The organism is Hoyosella rhizosphaerae (genome assembly GCF_014643175.1).
Taxonomy (GTDB): domain Bacteria; phylum Actinomycetota; class Actinomycetes; order Mycobacteriales; family Mycobacteriaceae; genus Lolliginicoccus; species Lolliginicoccus rhizosphaerae.
This window is the reverse complement of record NZ_BMJH01000001.1, coordinates 441191-464355: the sequence shown is the minus strand read 5'-3', so window position 1 is coordinate 464355 and position 23165 is coordinate 441191. Positions and strand designations below refer to the sequence as shown.

The 23165-nt window shown below is 59.5% G+C and carries 26 protein-coding genes; 7 read left to right on the top strand and 19 right to left on the bottom strand.

Translation table 11 applies throughout. The features are described from left to right. Positions 1–28 precede the first annotated feature (28 nt). Positions 29–601 (top strand): PadR family transcriptional regulator, encoded by a 573-nt coding sequence (locus tag IEW73_RS02100; RefSeq protein ID WP_188670215.1) that lies wholly within the window; start codon positions 29–31, stop codon positions 599–601. Between the two features lie 9 nt (positions 602–610). Further along, positions 611–2011: a WS/DGAT/MGAT family O-acyltransferase gene (locus IEW73_RS02095; protein WP_188670213.1), complete on the top strand. Its 1401-nt coding sequence runs from the start codon at positions 611–613 to the stop codon at positions 2009–2011. Between the two features lie 11 nt (positions 2012–2022). On the opposite strand, the gene IEW73_RS02090 is transcribed toward IEW73_RS02095, so the two are convergent. Continuing rightward, entirely contained in the window at positions 2023–2511 is a 489-nt protein-coding gene (locus IEW73_RS02090; RefSeq protein WP_188670210.1) for a DUF4112 domain-containing protein, read from the bottom strand. Between the two features lie 284 nt (positions 2512–2795). On the opposite strand from IEW73_RS02090, the gene IEW73_RS02085 reads away from it, so the two are divergent. Genes IEW73_RS02085 through upp form a run of 3 tightly spaced genes read left to right on the top strand, consistent with a single transcriptional unit; the run spans position 2796 to position 5899 of the window. Further along, positions 2796–4079, top strand: coding sequence for a GTP cyclohydrolase II (locus IEW73_RS02085; RefSeq protein WP_188670208.1), 1284 nt, complete (start codon positions 2796–2798; stop codon positions 4077–4079). After that, positions 4072–5256: a URC4/urg3 family protein gene (locus IEW73_RS02080; RefSeq protein ID WP_188670206.1), complete on the top strand. Its 1185-nt coding sequence runs from the start codon at positions 4072–4074 to the stop codon at positions 5254–5256. The genes IEW73_RS02085 and IEW73_RS02080 overlap by 8 nt, the downstream gene beginning before the upstream one ends. Before the next feature lie 13 nt (positions 5257–5269). Next, positions 5270–5899 carry a uracil phosphoribosyltransferase gene (upp, locus tag IEW73_RS02075; RefSeq protein ID WP_188670204.1) on the top strand — a complete coding sequence of 210 codons (630 nt, stop codon included), beginning with the start codon at positions 5270–5272 and terminating at the stop codon, positions 5897–5899. Positions 5900–5911: 12 nt separating this feature from the next. Here the strand turns inward: upp and IEW73_RS02070 are convergent, their stop codons facing one another. Beyond that, positions 5912–6616, bottom strand: a complete 705-nt coding sequence (locus tag IEW73_RS02070) for a hypothetical protein (protein ID WP_188670202.1) — start codon at positions 6614–6616, stop codon at positions 5912–5914. Next, a complete protein-coding gene (locus tag IEW73_RS02065) occupies positions 6613–7056 on the bottom strand; it encodes a GNAT family N-acetyltransferase (RefSeq protein ID WP_188670200.1) in 444 nt (147 codons plus the stop codon). The genes IEW73_RS02070 and IEW73_RS02065 overlap by 4 nt, the downstream gene beginning before the upstream one ends. A gap of 53 nt (positions 7057–7109) precedes the next feature. Here IEW73_RS02065 and IEW73_RS02060 point away from each other — a divergent pair, with 53 nt between their 5' ends. Continuing rightward, positions 7110–7376 carry a hypothetical protein gene (locus tag IEW73_RS02060; protein ID WP_188670197.1) on the top strand — a complete coding sequence of 89 codons (267 nt, stop codon included), beginning with the start codon at positions 7110–7112 and terminating at the stop codon, positions 7374–7376. A gap of 1 nt (position 7377) precedes the next feature. Here the strand turns inward: IEW73_RS02060 and IEW73_RS02055 are convergent, their stop codons facing one another. The 16 genes from IEW73_RS02055 to IEW73_RS01980 all read right to left on the bottom strand — a co-directional run bounded on the left by IEW73_RS02055 (position 7378) and on the right by IEW73_RS01980 (position 22671). Continuing rightward, the gene (locus tag IEW73_RS02055; protein ID WP_188670194.1) at positions 7378–8817 is read right to left on the bottom strand and encodes an ABC transporter ATP-binding protein; all 1440 of its coding nucleotides are present in this window, start codon (positions 8815–8817) and stop codon (positions 7378–7380) included. Beyond that, positions 8814–9650 carry an ABC transporter permease gene (locus IEW73_RS02050; RefSeq protein ID WP_188670192.1) on the bottom strand — a complete coding sequence of 279 codons (837 nt, stop codon included), beginning with the start codon at positions 9648–9650 and terminating at the stop codon, positions 8814–8816. Before IEW73_RS02050 ends, IEW73_RS02055 begins: the two co-directional genes overlap by 4 nt. Then, the gene (locus IEW73_RS02045) at positions 9647–10606 is read right to left on the bottom strand and encodes an ABC transporter permease (RefSeq protein ID WP_188670190.1); all 960 of its coding nucleotides are present in this window, start codon (positions 10604–10606) and stop codon (positions 9647–9649) included. The genes IEW73_RS02050 and IEW73_RS02045 overlap by 4 nt, the downstream gene beginning before the upstream one ends. Then, complete coding sequence (locus tag IEW73_RS02040; RefSeq protein ID WP_188670188.1) at positions 10603–12162, bottom strand: ABC transporter substrate-binding protein; 1560 nt, start codon at positions 12160–12162, stop codon at positions 10603–10605. The genes IEW73_RS02045 and IEW73_RS02040 overlap by 4 nt, the downstream gene beginning before the upstream one ends. 535 nt (positions 12163–12697) lie before the next feature. Continuing rightward, the gene (locus tag IEW73_RS02035; RefSeq protein ID WP_188670186.1) at positions 12698–13387 is read right to left on the bottom strand and encodes a DNA alkylation repair protein; all 690 of its coding nucleotides are present in this window, start codon (positions 13385–13387) and stop codon (positions 12698–12700) included. An 8-nt stretch (positions 13388–13395) separates the two neighbouring features. Beyond that, positions 13396–15903, bottom strand: a complete 2508-nt coding sequence (locus IEW73_RS02030) for a molybdopterin-dependent oxidoreductase (protein WP_188670184.1) — start codon at positions 15901–15903, stop codon at positions 13396–13398. A 7-nt stretch (positions 15904–15910) separates the two neighbouring features. Then, on the bottom strand, positions 15911–16360 hold the full coding sequence (locus IEW73_RS02025; RefSeq protein ID WP_188670181.1) for a PaaI family thioesterase: 450 nt from the start codon (positions 16358–16360) through the stop codon (positions 15911–15913). A gap of 94 nt (positions 16361–16454) precedes the next feature. Further along, the gene (locus IEW73_RS02020) at positions 16455–17036 is read right to left on the bottom strand and encodes a GNAT family N-acetyltransferase (protein WP_188670179.1); all 582 of its coding nucleotides are present in this window, start codon (positions 17034–17036) and stop codon (positions 16455–16457) included. Further along, positions 17033–17893: a VOC family protein gene (locus IEW73_RS02015; protein WP_188670177.1), complete on the bottom strand. Its 861-nt coding sequence runs from the start codon at positions 17891–17893 to the stop codon at positions 17033–17035. Before IEW73_RS02015 ends, IEW73_RS02020 begins: the two co-directional genes overlap by 4 nt. Positions 17894–17927: 34 nt before the next feature. Then, positions 17928–18929, bottom strand: a complete 1002-nt coding sequence (locus IEW73_RS02010) for a helix-turn-helix transcriptional regulator (RefSeq protein WP_188670175.1) — start codon at positions 18927–18929, stop codon at positions 17928–17930. An 18-nt stretch (positions 18930–18947) separates the two neighbouring features. Then, positions 18948–19523 carry a hypothetical protein gene (locus IEW73_RS02005; protein WP_229675674.1) on the bottom strand — a complete coding sequence of 192 codons (576 nt, stop codon included), beginning with the start codon at positions 19521–19523 and terminating at the stop codon, positions 18948–18950. 51 nt (positions 19524–19574) lie between these two features. Continuing rightward, positions 19575–20573 carry a MerR family transcriptional regulator gene (locus tag IEW73_RS02000; protein WP_188670173.1) on the bottom strand — a complete coding sequence of 333 codons (999 nt, stop codon included), beginning with the start codon at positions 20571–20573 and terminating at the stop codon, positions 19575–19577. A gap of 13 nt (positions 20574–20586) precedes the next feature. After that, entirely contained in the window at positions 20587–21252 is a 666-nt protein-coding gene (locus tag IEW73_RS01995) for a HEAT repeat domain-containing protein (protein ID WP_206050424.1), read from the bottom strand. Positions 21253–21317: 65 nt separating this feature from the next. After that, positions 21318–21602, bottom strand: a complete 285-nt coding sequence (locus IEW73_RS01990; protein WP_188670171.1) for a hypothetical protein — start codon at positions 21600–21602, stop codon at positions 21318–21320. A 91-nt stretch (positions 21603–21693) separates the two neighbouring features. Further along, a complete protein-coding gene (locus IEW73_RS01985) occupies positions 21694–22428 on the bottom strand; it encodes a hypothetical protein (RefSeq protein ID WP_188670169.1) in 735 nt (244 codons plus the stop codon). A gap of 12 nt (positions 22429–22440) precedes the next feature. After that, positions 22441–22671, bottom strand: coding sequence for a hypothetical protein (locus tag IEW73_RS01980; RefSeq protein WP_188670167.1), 231 nt, complete (start codon positions 22669–22671; stop codon positions 22441–22443). Between the two features lie 116 nt (positions 22672–22787). On the opposite strand from IEW73_RS01980, the gene IEW73_RS01975 reads away from it, so the two are divergent. Beyond that, entirely contained in the window at positions 22788–23150 is a 363-nt protein-coding gene (locus tag IEW73_RS01975) for an ArsR/SmtB family transcription factor (protein WP_188670165.1), read from the top strand. Positions 23151–23165: the final 15 nt, after the last annotated feature.

Genomic DNA, 23165 nt, shown 5'->3' with positions numbered 1-23165 from the left:
ATAACTGACTAGCGAAGGAGGCTGCCTCGTGACATTGCGGCACGCCGTCCTCGCGGCACTACTCGACGGAGATATGTCGGGTTATCAGCTCGCCAAAACCTTCGACGTTTCCGTGTCGAACTATTGGCACGCACTTCCGCAACAGCTCTACGGCGAGTTGACCAAGCTAGAAAAAGAAGGCCTGATCACCGGCCGAGTTGTGATCCAGCAAGGCCGCCCCAACAAGCGGCTATTCAGCCTTGCCGACCCAGGCACCGAGACGCTTACCCAGTTCATCACCGAACCCTCACGCCCCTCATTTATTCGGGATGACCTGCTAGTCAAAGTACGGGCCTGCGAGGTCGGCGGACACGCCGAGCTCATCGAGCAGCTTGAGGAACGCGCCGTGCAGGCCCGCGCCAAGATCACACTTTTCGACAAGCTGCTCCGAGAGTTACGTGGCGGCACGGACGAAGAAACCTACCTTGCTTCCAACAGCCGCATCGGCCCTTACCTGACAGGCCTGCGGGGTAGGGCCTTCGAGACGGAAACACTGCTGTGGTGCGAGCAGTCAGCGCGAGTCCTACGGCTACGCATCGGATCGAAACCGGCAAACGGGTAAGTTAAGTACATGGCAAAGTGGTTGTCCCCGCTCGACGCAATGTTCCTGTACATGGAATCGCCCGATTCGATGATGCACGTAGGTGGTTTGATTGAAATTGAGGTCACCAATGGCACAACCGGGGATATGAGCAGGCAGATCCGCGACGAACTCCAAGAAATGACCTCTGCGGAGTCCCCGTGGAACCTCAAGCTCGCCACCCCGAGGTTCCTCAAGAATCCGGTACACCGGTGGGTTGAAGACACTGAGTTCGACGCGATGTACCACGTGCGCCGCTCCGCCTTGCCGAGCCCAGGCAGCGAACGTGAACTCGGTGTGCTGGTATCACGCCTACACAGTCGCCCATTGGACTTCCGACGCCCGCCCTGGGAGTGCTACATCATCGAAGGCCACGAGTCCGGCAACCTCATGATGTACACCAAGGTTCACCACTCGCTCGTCGACGGCTACACCGCTGTCAAGACGCTGATGCGATCCTTCTCGAAAACCCCAGACGCACCTGAAGAACCGTTCTTCTTCCAGATCCCGCCCCCGCGCAAACGCCTCAGGTCGACCACAGATGCTCCGGCCGACCAAGGGTCATTCATCAGCGCCGTCGCAGGCCACACAACATCGGTACGCGATATCGGCAAAAGCCTCGGTCGACTATCGCGGTCGAGATTCCGCAAACACGACCCCATCGTCACTGTGCTGCAAGCACCCAAAAGCATCCTGAATGGTCGAATCGGCCGCAACCGGCGTTTTGCCACCCAGCAATACGACATCACTCGGCTCAAGGCGATCGCAACCGCTGCGGGCTGCACGCTCAATGACGTAGTCCTTGCCGTCTGCGGTGGTGGGCTCCGAACCTACCTCCAAAGCATCGAAGCGCTGCCATCAAAACCACTGATCGCGTTCGTGCCCGTCAACATTCGCCCCAAAGACGACCCGGGCGGCGGCAACATGGTCGGCGGCATGCTTGCCTCACTTGGCACCGACGCTGAGACCGCAGAGGAACGACTCAAGGCTGTAGTCGCATCGACGAGCGCGGCGAAGCAGCAAATGGAAAACATGACGCGAGCCGCGATCATCGCCTACACAACATACGTCGGTTCGCCCTTGTTGATTCAAACAGGCCTAGCCCAATTCGGGCTGAGCAAGATCATCCCACCTAGCTTCAACGTGGTCATCTCCAATGTTCCGGGACCAAAGCAACCCCTGTACTTCCGCGGCAACCGCCTCGCTTCGGTCTACCCCGTGTCGTTCCTCATGCACGGCGGCCCCCTGAACATCACGTGCGAAAGCTACGGCGACACCCTGAACTTTGGGTTTGTCGGGTGCCGCGACACTCTCCCCCGCCTACAGCGCCTCGCACTCGCGTGTGGGGAAGCCGTCGAAGAACTTGAGCAAGCCTTCGTTGCCGGAAGCTGAGGTACCGGGCGCTAGATGAGCCAGGCGATAATCCACACGGTAATAGCCGCAAGCGTCACAAAGAGCGCCACTGTGAACGCGACAATGATGGCGATTGACCAGTAGACGCGTCGGCGAACCTGCGCCCGCGTCAGGTTCGGATCGGTGACGTGACGATCGAGCAGCGCAACATTGCGGTTATTGGCCTTGAACATCACGTCAAAAATCGTGCCGAAAAATGGGATGCTGCCAAAAATCGCATCGATCGCGACGTTAAACAGCATCATCGCTAGGGTTGGGCCACGTGCCCCGAACCTGGCAGCCTGGATCACAATGCCCGCGCTGATCATCATGCTCGCCGCATCCCCCGCCCCGGGCACTAGGCCGAGGATGGGATCGACACCAAACGTCTGCTTAGTCCCTGGTATGCGGAACCGCGAATCCATCACTTTCGCGAATCGGCGGATCTGCCTCCGCCGCTGCTCGACAACGTCGGCAGGATCCTGCTGTTGAATGGTCACTCTTGAAGTATTTCAGCAAGCGGCACCCTCCGCCCACTCCTCCACTGGCCCGGCTCCCGGTTCCCGGCTCCCGGTTCCCGGCTCCCGGTTCCCGGCGAATCCATCAGCGCAGGTCAACATAACTAGCCACTTTCCGGCGGTTTTGTTGACATCCGCTGATGGATTTCTCGCCGGAGGGGCAGGGGGCAAGTGCACTCCCGGGCGCATTCCCCGCCGGACCAGTATTCTTGAGGTTTACACTCCAGCGTTGTAGTGAGCACCGGGACCCACAAACGGGGGCGACCATGGCGATTGATGCGAGTGCTTTCCCGCCAGCAACTGGCGCGAGCCACGGGGGCCACATTCGGCTCACATCACACGCAAGCAGCGCAGGTTCGCGGGAAATCAACTGGGGCGCAGCGGTACCGAGCCACCGTGGGCCTGTCATCGGAACGACCGGCATGCGCGCGCAACGCAACGTGATCGGCACCCACAGTGGCTCTTACAGTGTGTACCGGGCACTGGCAGTCGCCGCCGGTGCGCTGTCCCGCGAACATCGCGCAGACCTGACGAACACCGCACCCACGGACTCGATTGGCCCTTATCCGCAATGGTGTGACCCGAGCACCATCGTCAGTATCGATCCGTGGGGCGCCATGATCGCCGAAGCGTTCTCCGCAGAGTTGGCGTCCGGGTTGGACATTCGGCCCACAATCGCCGTGACGAAGGCTCACGTCTCGGTTCCTGAAATCGCCGAAGCAATCACGCGTGGCCGACTCGTGCCCGACGGCCGCGTCCTGCTCCCCAGCGGCGCTGCTGTCGTGACGAAGGTGGCGATCGAACCAGTGTGGTTTCTGCCCGGGATCGCTTCCCGGTTCGGGTGTACTGAAACGGAACTGCGCCGGGTGCTGTTTGAGGAAACCGGCGGAATGTTTCCCGAGCTCGTCACCCGGCCGGACCTTGAAGTGTTTCTCCCCCCGATCGGCGGGCAGACGGTCTACATTTTCGGGAACCCCACCGATCTAGCGAATCCGGACGTGGAACTGACGGCGCGGGTCCACGACGAGTGCAACGGTTCTGATGTTTTTGGTTCAGACATTTGTACTTGTCGTCCGTACCTCACACACGCGATCGAAGAGTGCATTAGGGGGACGCAGTCTGGCGGTGTCGGTGTGGTGGCCTATTCCAGGAAGGAGGGCCGTGCGCTGGGCGAAGTCACCAAGTTCCTCGTCTATAACGCCCGTAAACGTCAGGAAGGCGGCGACACCGCAGACCAATACTTCGCCCGCACCGAATGCGTGGCCGGTGTGCAGGACATGCGTTTTCAGGAGCTCATGCCGGATGTCCTGCACTGGTTGGGTATTCGCAAGATTCACCGGTTTGTATCGATGAGCAATATGAAATACGACTCCATCGTTGGATCCGGTATTGAGGTCGGCGAACGGGTGAATATCCCGGAGTCGCTGATACCGCTGGATGCGCGTGTGGAGATCGACGCGAAAATGGCCGCGGGGTACTTCACACCCGGGCCGGTTCCTGATGCAGAGGCGCTTAAACGGGTCAAAGGTAGGGGCTTAACCGATGACTAACACCCCGTTTGCGGCGGCCGCTACGCTGCGATCCACTTCTACTATCCGCGAGCGCGCAAACCAACTACTGCGACGGGCCCGTGACGATCAATCGTCGTGGTTTGCCGTCGATGACGGTGCGCTGGAGAAGGCAGCGGACCTAGTGGAGGCAGTGACGCGCGAGCGCTATCCCGATTTGAAGATTCCGTACCACAGCCGCTGGCGTCATTTCGAAGCTGGCGGCGTTGATCGAATCGGTGAGCTGCACACACGGCTTACCGACCAGCAGGCTCGCGTAGCGACACTAATCGACCTCACCGTTGTCAGCGTGCTCCTCGATGCGGGCGCCGGGCCGCAATGGAGCTACACCGAACATCAGAGCGGGCTCACCTTCGCGCGATCAGAGGGACTCGGGGTGGCGAGTTGGCATGCCTTCCTCAACGGGGTGTTCTCCAGCGACTCAGCTCATCCGCTGCAAGCCGACGCGACAGGCTTGCAGAACCTCACGACGGCCCAACTTTCCGAAGCGTTCCAAGTTTCACCTGACAATCCGCTCATTGGAGTCGAAGGCCGGGTGCAACTGCTGCGCCGACTTGGAGCTGCGATATCCACAGTGGGGCGACCTTCTGAACTCTTCACCGGTCTCACCTCGGTGACGGCACATGACATTCTGGATCGACTACTGACGGGGCTTTCGCGAATCTGGCTCGCAGACAACACCCTCGGCGACGAGCGACTCGGTGACTGCTGGTGGCATGACGCGGTTGTCGGCGAAGGCCTCACACAAGGCTGGTTGCCACTGCACAAGCTGTCGCAATGGCTTACGTACTCACTTATCGAACCGCTGCAATGGTCTGGCGTGCAGGTGACGGGGTTGGACGAATTGACCGGGCTCCCCGAGTACCGCAACGGTGGCCTGCTACTCGACACCGGTGTGCTGCGACTTCGTGACCCAGAGTGCACGCAACGCGAATGGAAGGTCGGCGACGAACTTATCGTCGAATGGCGCGCCCTAACGGTCGCATTGTTGGATGAACTCGCCCCACTGGTGCGCGCCCGCCTCGGCATGCAGCCCGATCAGATGCCATTGGCGTGTGTGCTCGAAGGCGGCACATGGGCCGCCGGTCGCAAGTTGGCGCAACAACTGCGTGGTGGCTTGCCTCCACTGTCGATAGCCAGCGACGGCTCAGTGTTCTAGGAAGGGAGCAACGATGGCTGAACTCCAGGTAATTGACCACCCGCTCATTGCGCACAAGCTGACATTGATGCGCAAGAAGGAAACATCCACCAAGAACTTCCGCCAATTACTTGACGAAATATCAACGCTGATGGCGTATGAAGTCTTACGCGATTGTCCGGTACATGACGTCGATATCGAAACGCCGCTCGAGGCGACGACTGGTTCGATGATCGACGGTAAGAAGGTCGTTTTCGTGTCCATCCTGCGAGCAGGAAACGGCATTCTCGACGGCATGCTCCGCGTCGTCCCAGGCGCGCGCGTGGGTCACATCGGGTTGTACCGGCAGCCGAAAACTCTCGTCGCTGTCGAGTACTACTTCAAGCTGCCAGACAATCTTCCCGAACGTGACATCGTGCTGGTTGATCCCATGCTCGCGACGGGCAATACCGCCATCGCCGCAGTGGAGCGACTCAAAGAGTTTCACCCGAAATCCATCAAATTTGTGTGCCTCTTGACCTGCCCCGAAGGAATCGAGGCCATGAACCGAGCGCACCCAGATGTTCCTATCTACACCGCAGCGGTTGACCGCCAACTCGACGACCACGGATACATCCGACCTGGTCTAGGCGATGCAGGCGACCGCATCTTCGGGACAAAATAACGCAACCTCCGGTCAGATATTCAGGTGATCGCTGTCTGAAGTAATCGGTTGATCACTTGCTACCGTCCACGCTTCGAACTCGACATTGTTGACTACCGCACGGATGTACGCCTCGGACCCACCAACGTAGACGGACGGAAAGTCGACGTGTGCTGAAACAAACCACGACCGGTCCTCCGGCCACCATGCATTCGGTGACAAACCTCTGAAGTCCTCAGATGCCCGCTCGACTGCGCCACGAAACAGGTAGTGATTGAATGAACCGAACTGCAGTTTAGGCACCGTGGGCGAGATTCCTTCGAATGCCGTGTTGCCTTCCCAGAACGCGAACCAGCAGTCGTCGGCCGTCTCTGTGAAGTGTCGTGAGAGTGCGGCCAACTCAACAACCTGATCCTCCCAGCACGAAACAAGCGACGTTGGTTCTGGAGGATCTGTACGGAGAAATCCTTGTGGCGCACCAGCTGTGATCCCGGACCACTCCATCGCGGCGTGAGCTATCGTGCCCCGTGAACGCGCGATATCAGACCATCGAACCCAGCGTGTGTTGCCCTTTTCATCAACTGATTCGGCGGGCCTCACTATCCGCGCATACGCCTCGTAGCCGAGAGGAACCAACGACCCAACGGCTGTCGTCGGGAAACGGCCGAGCTGTCGCTCGATCCACGTGCCAGCAGCAACAGTGTGCTGCAGTTCGGAGTCACGCCAGGATGGGTTCATTGGGTGTTTAGGGGCAAGGTGAAGTGATGGGACGCGATTCGAAATTGATGTCGCATATATAGCCGGTGCGCGGCTGCCCGTTCTTCCCCTACTCCTGAATCGAGATGAATTGCGCCGCAGCCCAAACGAATCGCCTCTTCCTTCACCCACGTCAACAGCTTGTCAGCATGGCCTTTTCCGCGCTCTGCAGGAGATGTGCTGAGATCGTCAATGTAGAGGTGGTGTCCCCACGCTGTTGACCAGTTTTCGCGGAAGCCCGCAACTGCCACCGCTGATGGCACACCGTCGGTGAAACCACCAACCAACCTGTAGCCACGAGGTCTCAGGTCCACATCAATGAAGTTGGCGAGTTCGTCTTTGTTGTGCCACTGGGGGCGCAGATGGAGAAGCGCTGTCGCCCCTACTTGTGTGTCCCCATGGATTTCTCGGATGGTGTGCACTGGAAATCCTTCCGTAGCAGCTCAGCCAATGTCGACGACGCTACGATAACCCGATGCGCGGTCTCCTGGTTTCCCTCGTAATTTTCGGAACGCTTCTCGGGTGCGTTGCATCCGTTGGGTATTCGCTCTTGCACCCTCGCCCCGTAATTGTGAGCCAGTATGTCCAGTATCATGTGGATCCCGCTGAGGTCGCGGACCCATCTGAGCTACCACAGTACCCACGGATTCATCTCGCCGTTCCGCCATTGGTTGGTTCCTTGTTTGGTGTTGGGGCCGCCACGGCGCTCGGTGCTGCAGGTTGGCGCTTGCGTCGGCCATAAATCACTGGGCAGTCGCGCCGACCTCAGCTCGTACTTCAGGAGTGGCACCGAGTTCGAGCCGCCTGTGTGTGGTGGCTTCGGCGAGGTCGTGGTCATGGGTGACTAGTAGGAGTGCACACCTTGTGCGTTCTAGTTCCGTCATGAGGCAATTGATGGTGGTTTCCTGCGTTATGAGGTCGAGTCGCGAGGTTGCTTCGTCGACGAAGATCAGTGCTGGTTCCACGAGCATCGCCCGCACGATTGCGAGGCGCTGGAGTTCGCCTCCGGACACTTCATTTGGGTGACGGCTAACGATCGCGGTGTTGAGTCCGACTTCCGCGAGGAGCGTTTCGAGGCGGTGTTCGGGGATGTGGTGACGTTTACACACGTCTCTCAATGCGAGTTCGAGCCGGACGCGACGTGGGAAGGACACGGCTGGGTCTTGGTAGAGCTTTTGCCGACGAACGCCCTCGACGGTGGGCGACAGGGTGACGTCCCCGTGGTCGACTGGGGTGAGCCCGACTAGAGCATTGCCGAGGGTGGTTTTTCCGGCGCCGCTAGGGCCTGTGAGCGCGAGTCTTTCACCGGCTCTGATGTGAATGTTCAGGGATTCGAACAGTGTCATATCCCCGTAGGATTTGCTGATCTCGCGTGCGTTGACCAGTTCTTCTGCGTATGCCGGGGGTGGTGTGACTTGCCATGGGTACTGCCAATGCGATGGTTCTGCGCCGACCAGCCTCCGAGAGTAAGGGTGGTCGGGTGATGACAGCACTTGGTCTGCCGGGCCGCGTTCAACGACCGAGGCGTCTTTCATCACGAGGACCTGCCCGCCGAGCCGCCGTGCGAGGCGAAGGTCGTGGGTGATGGTCAAGAGGACGCCACCGCGGTCCGCATGTTCGATGAGCAAGTCGGCAAGGCGATCCACGGCGGCTGTGTCCAGGCCTTTGGTGGGTTCGTCCACGATGAGCACTTCCGCGCCGCCGATCGAGGCTGCGGCGAACGTCACTCGTTGCGCCATGCCGCCGGACAGTGTGTGTGGATATGACTGCGCGGTGTGGGCGAGCCCTAGGTGGGTAAGCGAGGCGTCTGCTTTGGCTAGTGCTTGTGTTGCCGAGGATCGGAATTCCTGCGCGCCTTCCGCAACCTGCCTGCGCACACGCATCGTGGGATCGAGAGCCAACATCGGTTCTTGTGGGAGTAGCGCAAATCGCCTCCCCCAGAGTTTTCGGGTGGCCCGCGCACGGAGGTTGTATTTTCGTCCGTCGAAGTGCAGCTCCCCTTCGACGGTGAGTGTGCGCGGGAGGGACCCCATAATGCCGTGGGCCAGGATGGATTTGCCGGAGCCGCTTTCGCCGATGATCGTCGTCGGTGTTCCGGGCTCGAGTCGGATGTCCGAGACGTCAGCTAGGGCCGTGCCTCGATGTCGGACAATGAGGTGGGGAATGTGGACGTCGCTACTCATGATCGTTTGACCTCCGGTTGCCGCAGACCAAGGAAACATAGTGTCAATGAGAACAGCACGACAATTGGTGCCAGTGCGATCCACGGGGCGGCGTCGTAGTGTGGGAATGCTTCGGCGATCATGAGTCCTAGTTCTGCCCTGGGTGGCTCGAGCCCGACTTTGATGAATCCGAGCGTCGACATCGCGAGAATTGACGTGACCATGCCAAGCGATGCCAGCGTGGTGAGAATCGGTTTAAGTTCTGGCCACAGGTGACGGCGCACGATGTGCACGGGGCCGAGTTGGAGCAGACCTGCGGCTTCCACAGCGCTCGAACCGAGTAGTTGCGAGCTACGGGCTCTCACCACTCGGAAGTACTCCACCCACTGCGCCAACGCCAGCCCGATGTAGAGGGTGAGCAGTCCGCCGCCGGGCGACATTGCTGCAAACAGCAGGACGATCAGCAGTGCGGGTAGCGCCACAAAGGTTTCGGAAATGCCGCGCAGCACAGCATCGACCCATCCGCCGCACCACGCGGCGAGGACTCCTGTTACGCATCCGAGCAGCAGTGCTGTGATGACGCTTGCGGCACCAAGGACAAGTGAGAGTCTGGTGGCGTGGGCGACCCTTGCTAGCACACTCCGTCCGAATTCGTCGCGACCCAGTGGTTCTGCGGCATTGGGCCCTTCGAGGAATCGTGCTAGGTTCTGCGCTGCCGGATCCCCCCACAGAAAGGGACCGACCAGCGCGAACAGAACGAGGATGACCAGTCCTGAGGCCGCAGCGATGCGCACGAACGAACGCCTCGGGCGGAAGTCTGCTGCTGAGGCATCCAGTGTCAGTAGTGAGCTCATGCTTGGATCGACTCCCGTCTCGGCCTGGGATCGAGCCGGGCCATTGTCACATCGACGACGGTATTGATGGCGACGACTATTAGCGCGAGTGTGAGTACCGTGGCCTGCAGCATGGGGATGTCACGCCAGAAAACTGCGTGCACCAGTGCATGGCCGAGGCCTTGCCAGCCGAAGAGGCTTTCGACAACAACCACACCTTCGATGAGCACGAGTGCTTGAGCGCCGATGTACGGCACGACGAGAACTCCTGCGTTCCGGGCGACGTGGCGCACGAGGACAAGGCGCTCGCTGAGGCCTTTGGTTCGCGCGAACTGTGCGTACTCACTCGTTTGTACTTCCACGACTGCGTCGCGGGTCACGCGGGCGAAAAGCCCTGAGAGGCCGACGGCGAGAGTGGCGGCGGGCAGAACGATGCTGGTGGCGCTCCCGTGCCCTACGGCGGGGAGAAGTCCGAGTTGGACCGAAAAGACGGTGATGAGGAGCAGTCCAAGAAGGAATGGCGGCAATGCTCGAACGGCAGCGACCCACACATCGGTAATCCGGTCGACAACGCCTCCGGGGTGACGTGCGGCGAATACACCGACGGCCACACCGATCGCTATCGCCAGTGTGAGGGCAACAGCGGTGAGTTGCAAGGTGCCTAGCAGGTAGTAGCTGATCTCGCTGGTGACGGGCCGAGCGGTGACTAGGGATTGACCGAGGTCGAACTGTGCCACTGACAGGAGCCAGTCCCGAAGCTGGGTCAGGACCGGACGGTCTAGACCCAGTTCTTGCCTCACAGCTTCGGCTGACCGTGAATCCACCAGGTCGTAGCCGTATCTACCTGCAGCGATACGGTACGCCAGGTCGCCGGGTAGTTGTCTCACCATGAAGAAGCACAGCACGGAGACAAAGATGGCGACGCTCACTGCCTGGGCTAACCGCCGCAACAGAATGGAGGGCAGAGTTCCTGTCATCGCACTAGCGTTGCGTCGGTGATCCGCCAGGTGTACTCGAGTGGATCGAGTTCGAAGTTCTCAACGCGGTCCGACACTGCCGCATTCATTCGGTACCACGCGATCGGAATGACAGGCAGCTCGTCCTGCGCGATCTCTGCGATACGCGCCCGAAGTTCGTCGGCACGATCGTCATCGGCACCTGCGAGTAGCTCGTCGATGGCTGCGAGAACTTCGTCGTTGGACCAGTTCATGGCCCCCCAGTCGGCGCCTTCCGGACCAAACGTATCCGCGACGGTGACAAGGGGATCAGATACGAGTGCTAGGTGCCTGGCGAGCAGACCAAGCTCGAGGGTTCCATCTTCGTGCCCGACTGGAATCTCGCTGGAGTTGGTGACGTCGACCCGAACCTGGACGCCGATCTGACGGAGTTGGTCTTGGATGGCTGCGGCCAATGCGGGAAGTTCAGGGCGATCTGGGTACGTCATCAGCGTGACGGTCAAGGGTTGGCCATCACGTTGCATCAGCCCGTTTGCGCCTTGGGTCCAGCCGGCGTCGGCAAGCAGATCGATGGCACCCTCGGGGTCGTGGTCTAGTGGCGCGAGATCGTCGTTGTGCCAGGCTACAAGTGATGGTGGGAACAGTTGTGTCGCACCGAGTTCGCGTTCGCGCAGGACGGCATCGGCGATGCTGGCGCGGTCGATGCCCTTGCTTATCGCTTGGCGAACACGCTTGTCGCCGAGGACGGGGTGCTCACCATTTACTTTCATGTAGAGGGTGCGAGGCTGCAAGCTACTAACTAGCCGTACGTTATTGGCCGATTCCACACGCTGGCGACCGGACGGTTCGAGGTGGAAGATCACGTCGGCCTGCCCGCTTGCGGCCATTAGCGCACGAGATTCAGCGCGCGAAACAGTTTGGAACTCCACTCGTTCGATTTGTGGTTCTGCACCGCGCCAGTCGTCGAATTTGGTGGTGCGAATCGAGGCGGGAAGTTCGATGTGGGAAGCCTGGTAGGCGCCAGTGCCGATGACGTTAAGAACTTCACCGTTGTCGCCATATGCGGCGGGAGCCAGGACTGCGGTGCTGTAGTGAGTCAGAATCGCGGGCAATGTCGGAAGCGGCTGTTCGAGCTCGATCCGGATTGCCGAATCTAGTGGCTCAATGTGCTTAATGTCTGCCGTTGCCAGTGGGCTTCCTGCTTCTTGCGCCGCCCACGTCAATGCGTTGGCTACCGCCTCACTGGTCAATGGTGTGCCGTCATGGAATGTTACGCCGGTGGGCAGCTCGAACGTCCATTCGCTTTGGTCTTCTGACGATGACCAAGCCGTGGCGAGGCCCTCGACGATGTCACCATCCATATCGGTGCCGACGAGCGTTTCGATGATGTGTAGTCGGTTGAAGACCGCACTACTCGCGGCCGGGACGAGGCTGTGCACTTCGAACGGGCCGACGATTCGGAGGGCGTCGGTGTCAGATTCCCGATCTTGCGAGCCGCAGGCACTGAGCATCAGCACCCCTGGCATCAGAACCCCTGCGATACTCGCCGCAATTGTTCTGCGCGACAGCCGTGTCATTTCTCTCCCCACCATTAACTGCAATGATTACCGTTAGCGATAGTACGGTAGTGCGGTGCATAGTTGAAACCTGACTGCCGCGCAGAACTCGGGAGAAGCGATACTTCAGTAATGGTCTTCGTACGCCTGGCGTGGCTCGCGCTCGCAGGATTAATCACTTACTCAGCAATCTTGATAGCTCAAGCGCCATATAGGGCGAGCGACCGAATGTGCCAAGTCTTGTACGCCGATTTCCTCTGTACTGGAACTACTCTGTCGCGACTTGGACCCTGGCTCATTGTCGTGCTTGCAGTGCCAGTCGCGCTCTGCCTAGCCCCGGTCGTCTACCTCCACATTCGAATCGTGTGGATGACCGCAGCACTGCAGGTGGCGCTACTCGTGTTTGGCACACTTGTCGCCCTAGAAATCTTGCCGCTTTCAGCGTTGTTCAGCTTGGTTGGAAGTCCGATCGCACTCTGGGCTCTAGCCCTGGCGTCAATGCAGACTTTGATTAGCAATCTCCGACGAGTCCCCTCGGAAGAGGAAATAGCAGAGATCAACGCAAGATTTGACCGCGTTCCTCTGCCGAAAGCTTCTCAATCGCCATCCGTAGAGCAACCCGCGGCATTGATGACGCGTGGTCCGCTAGGAACCTGTGGAGCAAAGCTCGATCCCGCTCCCCTGCGTGTTTGAGAAAAATCCCCACCGGTTTGCACACTAAGGGGTCCGGATCGGCGACGAGCATTGTCGCAATCTCAAACCCCGTAGCTACGTCCGTGTCAGACCCTGAGTGCACGAAGTACAGAGGTGCCGTCATCGCCGTTCGTCGCCGTAGTGGGTTGGGTGACTTTGCGAGTTCCATCAGCGGCGCGGGATCGCCACCGGCCAGGTACCCGCCCACCACCCGCGGCGCCGAGCGGTCCACCATGTCCCAGGTTGTGATCCGGTCGTGGTTGTCCATGTAGCAGTCATACAGCGCTTGTCGCTCGTCGCGACTGATCTTGCGTGCGCGGGCTTTGAAATCAAGGATGCAGAACGCCGCCATGCGCGGTTCATACGCGGGGTGCCCGAGTAGTGTTCGAACGTCTGCTAGCGGCAGATTCACATGTGCTTTTGCGGTGTCGAACAGAATGCGCATGCGGACCCCGAAGGATTCTTCCTCGGGTTTCAGGCGCTTTCTGATATTGGTCAGTTCAGCCTCGGACCGGTTGTCCCACAATGCGTCGACGACGTCCTGAGCTGTCATCCCTCTATTTAAACCACCTCGATACGTGCTGGCACGTTTTTATGCCACGGCGTCCCGAAAAATCTGTCTCGCCGAGAGAGGGACGTCAGGTTGTTCGGCGCGACACCGGTCTCCGATTCGCCGCCTTGCCCGTCCGGATACCTCACACCGAACCCGTTTGGTAGCGATATGTGGCCACGCTGCATGCCATCGAAGACTTCGGCTACGGTCTGTGCACTGCCGGATTCGGTGGTCACGCGCACTTGCGCGCCGTTGCCGATTCCGAGTTCCTCAGCATCGGCGGTGGAGATGCGCAACGCGCCTTCGGCATCGCGGCGTCGCCACTCGGGATTACGAATGATGACGTTCGCAGTGAAGGACCGACGCTCACCGACTGACATGACAAAAGGAAACTCGTCAGAAGTGTACGAGGGCTCTACTCGATCGATTCGATCAAGTTCTGCCAGGAGTTCCGGAATCGCAATGTGGATTTTCCCGTCCGGGTGTTGGATGTACTTCCACGCGTCCTCATATCGGTCGTCGGTGAAGGTCACGCCCTCTTTGCGGGCGAGAATATCCTCGAACAAGGCTTCGCCCTGTCCGAACCCGGACGCTTTGTATCCAGCACGGGCGACACCGTCGGGCTGTGCAATCGCGCACAGGTGCGCAAGTCCCCAGATCAGCGCCGCGGACTGCTGGCCTTCGGGGAGTGTGGTCCCGAGGGTGCGATACAGCAGGTACGGAACTAGTCCAGCAAGCTGTGGGCGGTTCTTGATCGCGGAGAAAAATGCCAGCGCGAAGGCTCCCCGGCTGACCTGCGCCGCTGCGGTGAGGTCCGCTATCAGCGTGCCGTCGACCACGCCGAGCCGGTCAATGATCCCAGCGTAGATTTCCGGCTCCGGCCGGGTGCCAGCCAGCGGTTTCATCAGCGGTGCACGCAATTGGAATGCGTTATGCGGGAAGTGAAGCGTAAACAGCGCTGCCTCGTACTTCTCGAACTGGCTGCTTGCGGGTAGTACGTAGCTGGCACAACGCGCGGTCTCCGTCATGGCGACATCAACGACAACGGACAGTTCGAGTTCAGCCATTGCCTCACGGAACCGCTGCGACTGTGACAGCGAATGCACAGGGTTCGAACTGTCAATCCACATCGCTCGGAATCGTCGTGGATGATCGGTGAGGATCTCCTCGGTAATCGAGTTGCAGGGAATGTGGCCGCTGAATATTCGCGCTTGTGTCACGGGTGTAGTTGCGGGGCCATCTGCCACCGAGAGCACATTGGCGATGTGACGTGCGACTGGCACTGCTACCGCTGGGAAGAATGCTGTCAGCGCGGCATCTGAGGTGGCTGCCGCGACCGTTCGCGTGATGCGGATTCTCGATGCCGCCGCGACTGCTTTACGCAGAGGGGTCGCACCTGACTGCATCGCTGCCGTGCCCACCAGGCGTCGAAGTGCTTTCGCGCGTATCGGCTCGTCGGTCGGTATGGGGTGCCACCGTCCCATGATGGGGAACATCCAGGAGTGGATGTGCATGCCGCCTGGTTTGGCGAAGTTACCCGTGAGCATCCACAACATCTTGTTGAGGTATGACACAAGTGTGCTGTTTGGGGACATTTGGACCCCAAGGTCTTCGTAGACCGCTGCACTTTCGGCAGTGGCAATTCGCCGCGCCGCGATCCTGATGAGTTCCTCAGGAACACCACACCGCCGACTGTAGTCCTCAATGTCGATGTCATTGAGTTGTGCAATGACATCATCGGCGCCCGTGGTGTGTTCGTCGAGCCACGGGTTGTTAGTCAGGCCCTCTTGGGTGATCGTGGCAGCCAGAGCACTGACGCACCACGCATCGGTGCCTGGCTTGACCTGCAAATGAATGTCGGCGATCTCCGCAGTCTCGGATCGGCGTGGATCGATCACGATCATCGTTCTGGTTGGGTCTCGAGAAATCTCACGCAGCACTGGCCGGGCGCGGGCCACACCGTGCGATTGCCACGGGTTTTTCCCGATGAACACGGCAACCTCTGTGTTCTCAAAATCTCCGGTGGTGTGGTTGCCGTACAGCAGGGAATCGACCCAGCCCTCTCCCGTTTTCTCTTGCGCTAAGGCAGACGACATGTATTGCGCGCCCACCGCGTGAAACAGGGCGCGGCCGTAGGCGCCGCCGAGATGGTTGCCTTGGCCGCCACCACCATAAAAGAAGATCGTGTCACCGCCGTGCCGGGCTTTTATGTTGGCGAGCTTTGCGGCAATCTCATCGAGTGCGGTGTCCCAGTCGATTGCTTCGTACGTCCCATCGGGGCGTCGTCGCATCGGCGTATCGATACGGTGTGCGCCGTTTTGGTACTTGTCGAGCCTGAGCGGTTTTTCGCAGGTGTACCCGGCTGAACCGGGGTGGTCCTTGTCGCCGCGGATCTTCACGAGCTCACGGTCTTTGACGAGAACTTCGAGGCCGCAGTTGCATTCGCAGAGGATGCAGGCGGTTTTGCCCCAGCTACCAGCGCTGGGATCCGGCGGGGGTGTGTGTCGTGTGGTCATACGTGAATCAACTGTGGATCAGGCAGGTGGTGGTGGCGTGCGCGACGAGGCGACCTTGGTCATCGTGCACCGTCCCCTCTGCTGTCGCTGTTGAGCGTCCCCGGTGGATTACAGTTCCGGTTCCGGTGAGTCGAACACCGTCTGTGGGAACTGTGCGGATGTAGTTCACCTTCAGTTCTAGCGTGCTGTAACCAACCCCAGGGTCGAGGGTGGTGTGAACCGCGCACCCCATGACTGAGTCGAGGAGTGTCGCACAGACGCCACCGTGCACGGAACCGAGCGGGTTCGCGTGGTCTGGCTTAGTGGTCAGGTGAAACTCAACCTTGCCGTCCTCCAGCGTGCCCACTTCCATGCCAATGGTGCGCCCAATGTTGGGTACGTCATTCAGCATGGGCATCATCGCTCGCAGTAGTTCGAGTCCCGACATCGCTGATAGGTCTGGTGTTTGATTGGCCATGTTTCCTCCACATTGAGTGCGACCTGGCCGAACCACAGGCTCGGCAAGTACACCGTATGACAGATCACATACATAGTGCAATGGGAAAACGGCATTAACCCTTCAATTGCCACTCTTTCCGCATGATGACGCGTGGAAAACCACTCAGCGTGGACGTTGTGTCAGCGGCGTAGGAGAAACCTGCGGCCTCAAAGTTCTTACGAATCCCGGCATACGCCATTGTGAGATCAACCTTCGCGCCCTTGTTGTCGAGCGGATACGCCTCGATCGCAGGTGCGCCATGAGTTTTTGCGTACTCCACCGCGCCGGAAATCAATGCGTGAGACACCCCGTTCCCTCGATGCCCTGGGCGGACGCGAATGCACCACAGCGACCACACAGGCAGGTCGTCGATCCACGGAATCTTCCGATTGCGAGCGAAAGCAGTGTCAGCTCGTGGCGCGACGGCAGCCCACCCCACCGGCGTATCACCGTCGTAGGCAAGCACGCCGAGAGGCCCACGCGTCTCCATGAGCTTCGCAACGTATTCGCCACGCGCTGGTCCCCGGAGCTCGTTGTTCAGCTTCGAACTGATGCGATAACTCAAGCACCAGCACACATTCGCATCAGGGCGTTTGGGGCCCACGAGCGCGCACACATCGTCAAACGACGTAGCAGGCCGAACTTCGAAGGTCACGACGTGACGCTAGCGTTTTCGGGGACAAATTGACCGGCTGTGAACACAACGCCCGCTGGGTCACGCAACACTGTTACGCGCGTCCACGGTGCATCTGCGGGTGCCGCAACCACAGCTCCCCCAAGCTCTGCAGCCCGCGCCGCTGCCTCATCAGCGTCCGCAACCGCGAAGGTAATTCCCCAGTGCGGAGGAATATCGGAGTCCGCGTCGATCAACGACAGGCTCGCAACGACATTCTCGAAACCAGCGGGAGCGCCCATCGCCACCATTTCCGCTGTGTTACCGGGGTACAGCAGGTCGAGGTGGTCGCTGTAGCCGGGCAAGGTAAACATCTGCCCGCCGGGGCCGAGATCTAATATCTCCCAACCGAAAACAGCATTGTAAAACCGCCGGGCCGACTCGGGGTCACGGGTGTAAAGGTCATTGAAGTTCACGCTACCGGGTTCATTGACGACAGCAGAGCCTCGATGCGCACGAGGTTCCCACACCATGAACGTGGCACCTTCAAGGTCCGCGCACACAGCCATACGTCCCTGATCCATGACATCAAATGGCGCCTGTAGAACCCGTCCACCTGCCTCAGTCAATTTCGTTGCTGTCTCGTCGGCGCTCTCGACCCAAATGTAGGTATTCCACGTCGGCTGTTGCGGAGCCCCGTCGTAGAACCCGGAAATCGCTGCAACATCGCCATCCTTGAGGCGAGCGACAAAGTAGGGCGTGTCCTCGTCTGAGGGCATAGCGTTCTCACATTCCCAGCCAAACAGGCCGGAATAGAACGCGGCGGCAGCGGCGGGGTCGGGTTGTTCCGTGTCTGCCCAGCAAGGGACGCCTGGAATGTAACGATCAAGAGTGCTCATGATTGTCTCCTTAACGTGTGTGACAAAGTCATGATCAACCCGATATAGGCTCATTTCGGTCCGCAATCAACCGGCTATCTGCCGCCAAGGTCAACTTTTTTGCCAAGCCCCGCATCACGTCAAACATCTCTGGCGGGTCAAGGACTTCGAACCCCACGTCGAGACAGCTCAGATGCATCGCGGACCAGCGCAAGTCGTCAGCACTAAATTCAAGAAGCACCCTGCCTTCCCGCTCGGTGAGCGTGCCCACTGTCTGCGGAATCATGGCCCTAGCTTGAACAAGGGAGCAATGCAGAACGACACGAACCATGAATCGGTGCGGAAAAGTCGTCACAGACCTGCGGACATATTCGGCAGGATCGGGATGTTCACGAGGCCGGAACCGAAACGTAGACGCAACGACGTCGGTCATTCGGTCTAGCCGGAAGGTCCGCCAGTCGTCGCGATCAAGATCCCACGCCATCAGGTACCAACGCCGCTGCGCCGACACCAATCGCACTGGTTCGACTCGCCGAAAGGAACGCTTGCCATCGCGGTCGCCATAGGCGAATCGGGCCTGACACTGATCTTGGCAGCACCGGGCGAGAGTGAGCAGGCACTCGGCACTGACTTCCATGTGAACGGGTCCGCCGAGCACATCAATCGAGTCCTGAATCGCCCGAATCTCAGCCCTCAACCGCGGGGGCATGACTTTATCCAGCTTGGTCAGCGCCTCCAACGCGGACTCACTTGCACCCACCGCAGTCGCACCCGTCAGAGCGACACCAGCCGTGAGCCGAAGCGCGACTGCAACCGCCACCGCTTCCCCGTCATCAAGAAGCAACGGCGGCAACGCTTTACCCGCGCCAAGCCGATACCCACCACCAACCCCTTGGGTAGCGTTGACGGGATACCCCAGTTCACGCAAACGATCGACGTCCCGGCGAATGCACCGCGCAGTGACACCAAGCCGTTCCGCCAGCGCTTCGCCCGTCCACACCGGCTGAGCCTGCAGCAACGACAACAGTCGCAGCACCCGCTCTGTCGTGTTGCTCATCCCTACACCATGACAGGTTTAGCGGAACGATTCTGGCCTAATTGCATGCCGGTCCCGCCCACGCGACCACGCCGCGAGCAACAACACACCAACGCCAAGTAAGACCTGAGCTGACACAGATGCACCGAAAGCCGCTGACGCCTCTCTCAAGCCAAAAATGCTGTCGCGCAATATCGAAGATCCAGTTAAAGATCCGACCACCACCGTGACCGCCCCGGCGATCCACGTCAGCTGCTGACGCGACCGCAAGCCCAGCACCACAAACGCTGCGCCGAGAAATGTGAGGTATCCCCAGTGGTAGGCAGCCACCGGCATCAAAGTCGGCACTGCCATGAGCGCTATGAGCGCAGCGAGACCGTAGCCGACGCGATGAACAGGTGCACCGAAGCGCTTCGCTATTCGCCGCTGTGCGATCAACAGTCCAATCAGCGCGGCAGCAACGGCGATTGACGCTCCCCAACTGGCCATCACCGTTTGGCTGTTAGCCGCACTTACAGCGGCAACCATCAAAATACCTGCAGAAAGCGCGACGAGTGAAACCCACGACAAATCCGGCCGATACCTAGTAGCTGTCGCACGAGATGATGTCGTCACGTCGGTAACCCCTCAATGTTTCGCAGCGCGCCCATTTCCCTGAATCTGCCGTCAACGCAATTTTTTGACCATGATCGATTCTGCTGTGAGCGCTACGGTGCGGTCCACATCGCGTGTCATTACCGTGAGTGCCTCCTGCGCCGCCGAACCTGGAATCTCCGCGAGTGCCTGGGCAAGACGGAGTCGTGCACGCGGTTTTGCATCGCTTCCCAGCCTGTTTACGAGAGCGCGGACAATTCCGTCAGCAACGTCATCGCTCGACGACATCGCTCCCAGGAGTTCAGCAGCCTCAACATCGTTTGCTCCCGAAACCACCATGTCGATAAGGGCTGGTCCTGAATCAAGGCACCCCCGCGAACCTAGCGCGAGTGCGACTCGTCGTCGCACGTTGTCGTCAGGGTCGGTCAGCAGCCCCCGAAGCATCTCTGTCGAAGCAGTACTCTCGATTGCCACTATCGCAGAGACCGCTCGCAACCGCACTTCGACGTCCTCCGATTGCAGGCCTGCCGCCACACGTTCCAACCCGACATCGCCCGCACGCGCAAGGGCCCACTCAATAGCGCCAGCCACATTCGGATCGGTCTCGGAAAGCGCTGCGTCAGCGAGAATTTCGGCGGGAAGCGATTCACCATCGGAGGAGGACAGGATCGCTCGCTGACGCAGCGCAGCGTGTTTCGAATCCAGAGCACGCAGCAGCTTGACTACATGCAGGACGTCCGCCCAATCAGTAGGTTCAGCGACAGTGACTCGGTTGAGTCGGGTCAGCAGTTCCTTTTCACGCGCTATTCGCTGTTCTGCCTGCCGGACGAGGTCGCTGACGAGAGCCTCTGGCGCAAACTCTGGATCGTCCAACGCGCGTTGTATTTCGCGCAGCGTTAAACCAAGCGAGCGTAGGCATTCGACGTGAAAGATCCGCTCAATATCGTTCCCTGAATACGCGCGGTATCCGCCCGACGTGCGCCCGGTCGGCCGCACAAGCCCGAGGGAGTCGTAATGCCGAAGCATGCGAGTGCTCACACCCGAGCGTTGCGATACCTCCCCGATAAGCACTGCGATCCCCCCCTTAGATAACTCCAGTGATCATGACACGTTTAGCGTCCTTGAGTGCCTGCGCGAACTCAGCGTCGGGATCTGCCAAAAGTTTCTCGGTGGCAATCGCGTGTGCCTGCACCTTCTGGTCAGCACTTGCTGTCGCAGCGTTGAGTGATAGTGGAACCTGTCCCCCAACCGCGATGAGGGCTCGACTCAGACTTAGTTGGGTGTCTAGGTCTCCGCGACCGAGTTCATTTGCCAACTCGGCGGCAAGCCAATCTTCTTGCCCCGTCGGCACAAGGATGATTGCGGCTCGCCAGGCACTGCGCGCTACCTCGTCATCCGCGTCGTGCAATAAGTCCGACGTGATCGCGGCCCAGGACTCTTTGTCGCCGATCTTCGAGAGCGTGTGCAGCGATTGGCTGCGTGCTTGGGCAATCTCCGATCGGAGTTCGCGCACGAGTAATGGCACAACCATGTCACGGGGGTGACGCGTTAAAGCCCAGGTCAACATGTCCCGCACGAAAAAGTCCGGTTCTACGCTGCACCGTGCGACGAGACTTTCGCAACGACTTGCTGCAGGGTGTGTGCCTGCCATCAGCGCAGCTTGAAGTCTCGTAGAGGAATTCGGACTGCTCAATGCCGTGACGAGCGAATTGCCTGGTGTGTTGTGGTCGATCGTGTTGATGGCAACCACCTCCTTACATTGACAGTCAAAACCTTGTCACGATGTCAATGTCAAGCGGTTCGTCACACCTTGTCCTATGCACCACCAAGCCCGTTGAGGAGGAACCAGAAAACTGCCATGCCAAGGACTGCCATACCGAGCCCTGTTGCGACACCGATAACGGTCCTCCTGGTTGCCGAAGCACCTGCATTCGCCAAAGGCAACAGTTGGGCAATAACCGCACCAGCTACTGCCATCACGAGGAAATGGACTGGCAAAACGATGTCCTCAGTGCGCTCCCCATCTAAGAAGGACGCAGATATGGGCAGACTGACCAGAGCAAGAACGAAAAGAATCACCACTGCGGGAAGGCGGCTCACACCGCTGATTCTAGTCCCCCAGGAGGTGTTTTACGTCGGTGGCAATAAGGTCGCTCGCGCTCAGTCGCCGTAGATTCGTTGTGGCGTTTCCCTACAACACAACGAAGTGCGTAATGACTACGCCCAGTACGACCGCGACGATGAAGGCAAACATTCCGTTGATGCGGGAATCCGCCGTAGTAGTTTGCGTTGTTGGAGGCAATGGCCTGGGCTTTCGGCGTATTTTCGTCGACCATTGCGTTTCGAAAAGCAAGTACCAGGCCATTCCGATTCCGCCGGGTATGAACAGGAACCAGAACCACCCCCACTTGGTCGCTATGCGTGGTTGCTTACCCCACACGAGCTCAGCGACGATCCACACCCCAATGAACAACAACAGAACATTTGCCAGGCTCGCCCCCGACATGCCCCGGAGCGTTACGGGAACATCGGGATGCCGGGCCAATTGCCCAGTGAGGACATTGGTGATGCGGTCGGTACCCTCGAAAAGGATGGTCTCGTTAGCAGCTTCTTCCGGAGTAGGGCGCGTCACTCCATAGCTGGAGACGTCTTCAGTGCGGAATGTGTGCCACGTGCCACCGGACTCGGTTTTCCAGCGGACACGGATTGGGTCATTGCTTGCTGGCCTGATAATCCCGCCGAATGTAGATTCTCGCCCAAGCTCGACCGCGACGACTGCCCCGTTGTTGAGGTCGTCTATCAAATCCTGCGCTGAAGCTGTAACACCGCGCGGCCAGAACGTCGCACCAATGACGAACGCAATCACGAGAAGGAACGAGCATCGCACCACTTGTCCCAAGAGGCTCGGTGATGGTTGAGGTTTCATGGCGACGTGGCGCTAAACCGTGTCCCCTGCGGGTGTGCGCCCTCGCGTGAAGTACAGGATTGGCCCAATGAAGTTGATCGCGATGACTGCCGCCCATTTCTTTTTCGATCCTTGTACTTCGCCTTCTTGGCGCTGAGCGAGGTCGGCCCAGGCTGCGGCAGCCAGCGAGACCTGAACCGATGCTAGCGACACGACGAGTAATTTCTGAACGATTGTCAGTTCGTACCATCGGCGTGAGCGCATAGCGTTGTCCGTTTCTGTTCGCGTGTGTACTTATACGGTTCTATCATGCCGCGCGGCCAGTCGGGGCGCCTGCCAAACCCTTGACTTCCGACCAACTCGGACTAATATACAACCATATGGTTGTATATTCTGGTTCACGCGACACCGAGCTATCCGACGACGAGGTCGACCGGATTTTCCGCGCACTCGCCGACGCAACCCGGCGTGACATCCTGCGCCGAACCCTGACTGCAGAAGCCACGGTTTCAGAGCTCACACAGCTGTACGACATGTCCTTCGCCGCCGTGCAAAAACATGTCGCCGTACTGGAAGGAGCAGGCCTTGTGTCCAAGCACCGACAAGGCCGTGAGCGCCAGATCCGCGGCAACCCCGAGATGATCCAGCGCGCCCAACATTTGCTCGACCGATACGAACAGATCTGGCGAGGCCGCATCGAGCGCCTCGACGCACTGCTCTCCGAAGAACCCCCGCAACACTGACCACCAGGAAGGCGA

Bases quoted from the DNA above. Each gene is read 5' to 3' on its own strand.
- IEW73_RS02095 (WP_188670213.1), top strand. From the start codon at position 611: ATGGCAAAGTGGTTGTCCCCGCTCGACGCAATGTTCCTGTACATGGAA.
- IEW73_RS02085 (WP_188670208.1), top strand. From the start codon at position 2,796: ATGGCGATTGATGCGAGTGCTTTCCCGCCAGCAACTGGCGCGAGCCAC.
- IEW73_RS02080 (WP_188670206.1), top strand. From the start codon at position 4,072: ATGACTAACACCCCGTTTGCGGCGGCCGCTACGCTGCGATCCACTTCT.
- upp (WP_188670204.1), top strand. From the start codon at position 5,270: ATGGCTGAACTCCAGGTAATTGACCACCCGCTCATTGCGCACAAGCTG.
- IEW73_RS02070 (WP_188670202.1), bottom strand. From the start codon at position 6,616: ATGAACCCATCCTGGCGTGACTCCGAACTGCAGCACACTGTTGCTGCT.
- IEW73_RS02060 (WP_188670197.1), top strand. From the start codon at position 7,110: ATGCGCGGTCTCCTGGTTTCCCTCGTAATTTTCGGAACGCTTCTCGGG.
- IEW73_RS02055 (WP_188670194.1), bottom strand. From the start codon at position 8,817: ATGAGTAGCGACGTCCACATTCCCCACCTCATTGTCCGACATCGAGGC.
- IEW73_RS02050 (WP_188670192.1), bottom strand. From the start codon at position 9,650: ATGAGCTCACTACTGACACTGGATGCCTCAGCAGCAGACTTCCGCCCG.
- IEW73_RS02045 (WP_188670190.1), bottom strand. From the start codon at position 10,606: ATGACAGGAACTCTGCCCTCCATTCTGTTGCGGCGGTTAGCCCAGGCA.
- IEW73_RS02040 (WP_188670188.1), bottom strand. From the start codon at position 12,162: ATGACACGGCTGTCGCGCAGAACAATTGCGGCGAGTATCGCAGGGGTT.
- IEW73_RS02035 (WP_188670186.1), bottom strand. From the start codon at position 13,387: ATGACAGCTCAGGACGTCGTCGACGCATTGTGGGACAACCGGTCCGAG.
- IEW73_RS02030 (WP_188670184.1), bottom strand. From the start codon at position 15,903: ATGACCACACGACACACACCCCCGCCGGATCCCAGCGCTGGTAGCTGG.
- IEW73_RS02025 (WP_188670181.1), bottom strand. From the start codon at position 16,360: ATGGCCAATCAAACACCAGACCTATCAGCGATGTCGGGACTCGAACTA.
- IEW73_RS02015 (WP_188670177.1), bottom strand. From the start codon at position 17,893: ATGAGCACTCTTGATCGTTACATTCCAGGCGTCCCTTGCTGGGCAGAC.
- IEW73_RS02010 (WP_188670175.1), bottom strand. From the start codon at position 18,929: ATGAGCAACACGACAGAGCGGGTGCTGCGACTGTTGTCGTTGCTGCAG.
- IEW73_RS01985 (WP_188670169.1), bottom strand. From the start codon at position 22,428: ATGAAACCTCAACCATCACCGAGCCTCTTGGGACAAGTGGTGCGATGC.
- IEW73_RS01980 (WP_188670167.1), bottom strand. From the start codon at position 22,671: ATGCGCTCACGCCGATGGTACGAACTGACAATCGTTCAGAAATTACTC.
- IEW73_RS01975 (WP_188670165.1), top strand. From the start codon at position 22,788: ATGGTTGTATATTCTGGTTCACGCGACACCGAGCTATCCGACGACGAG.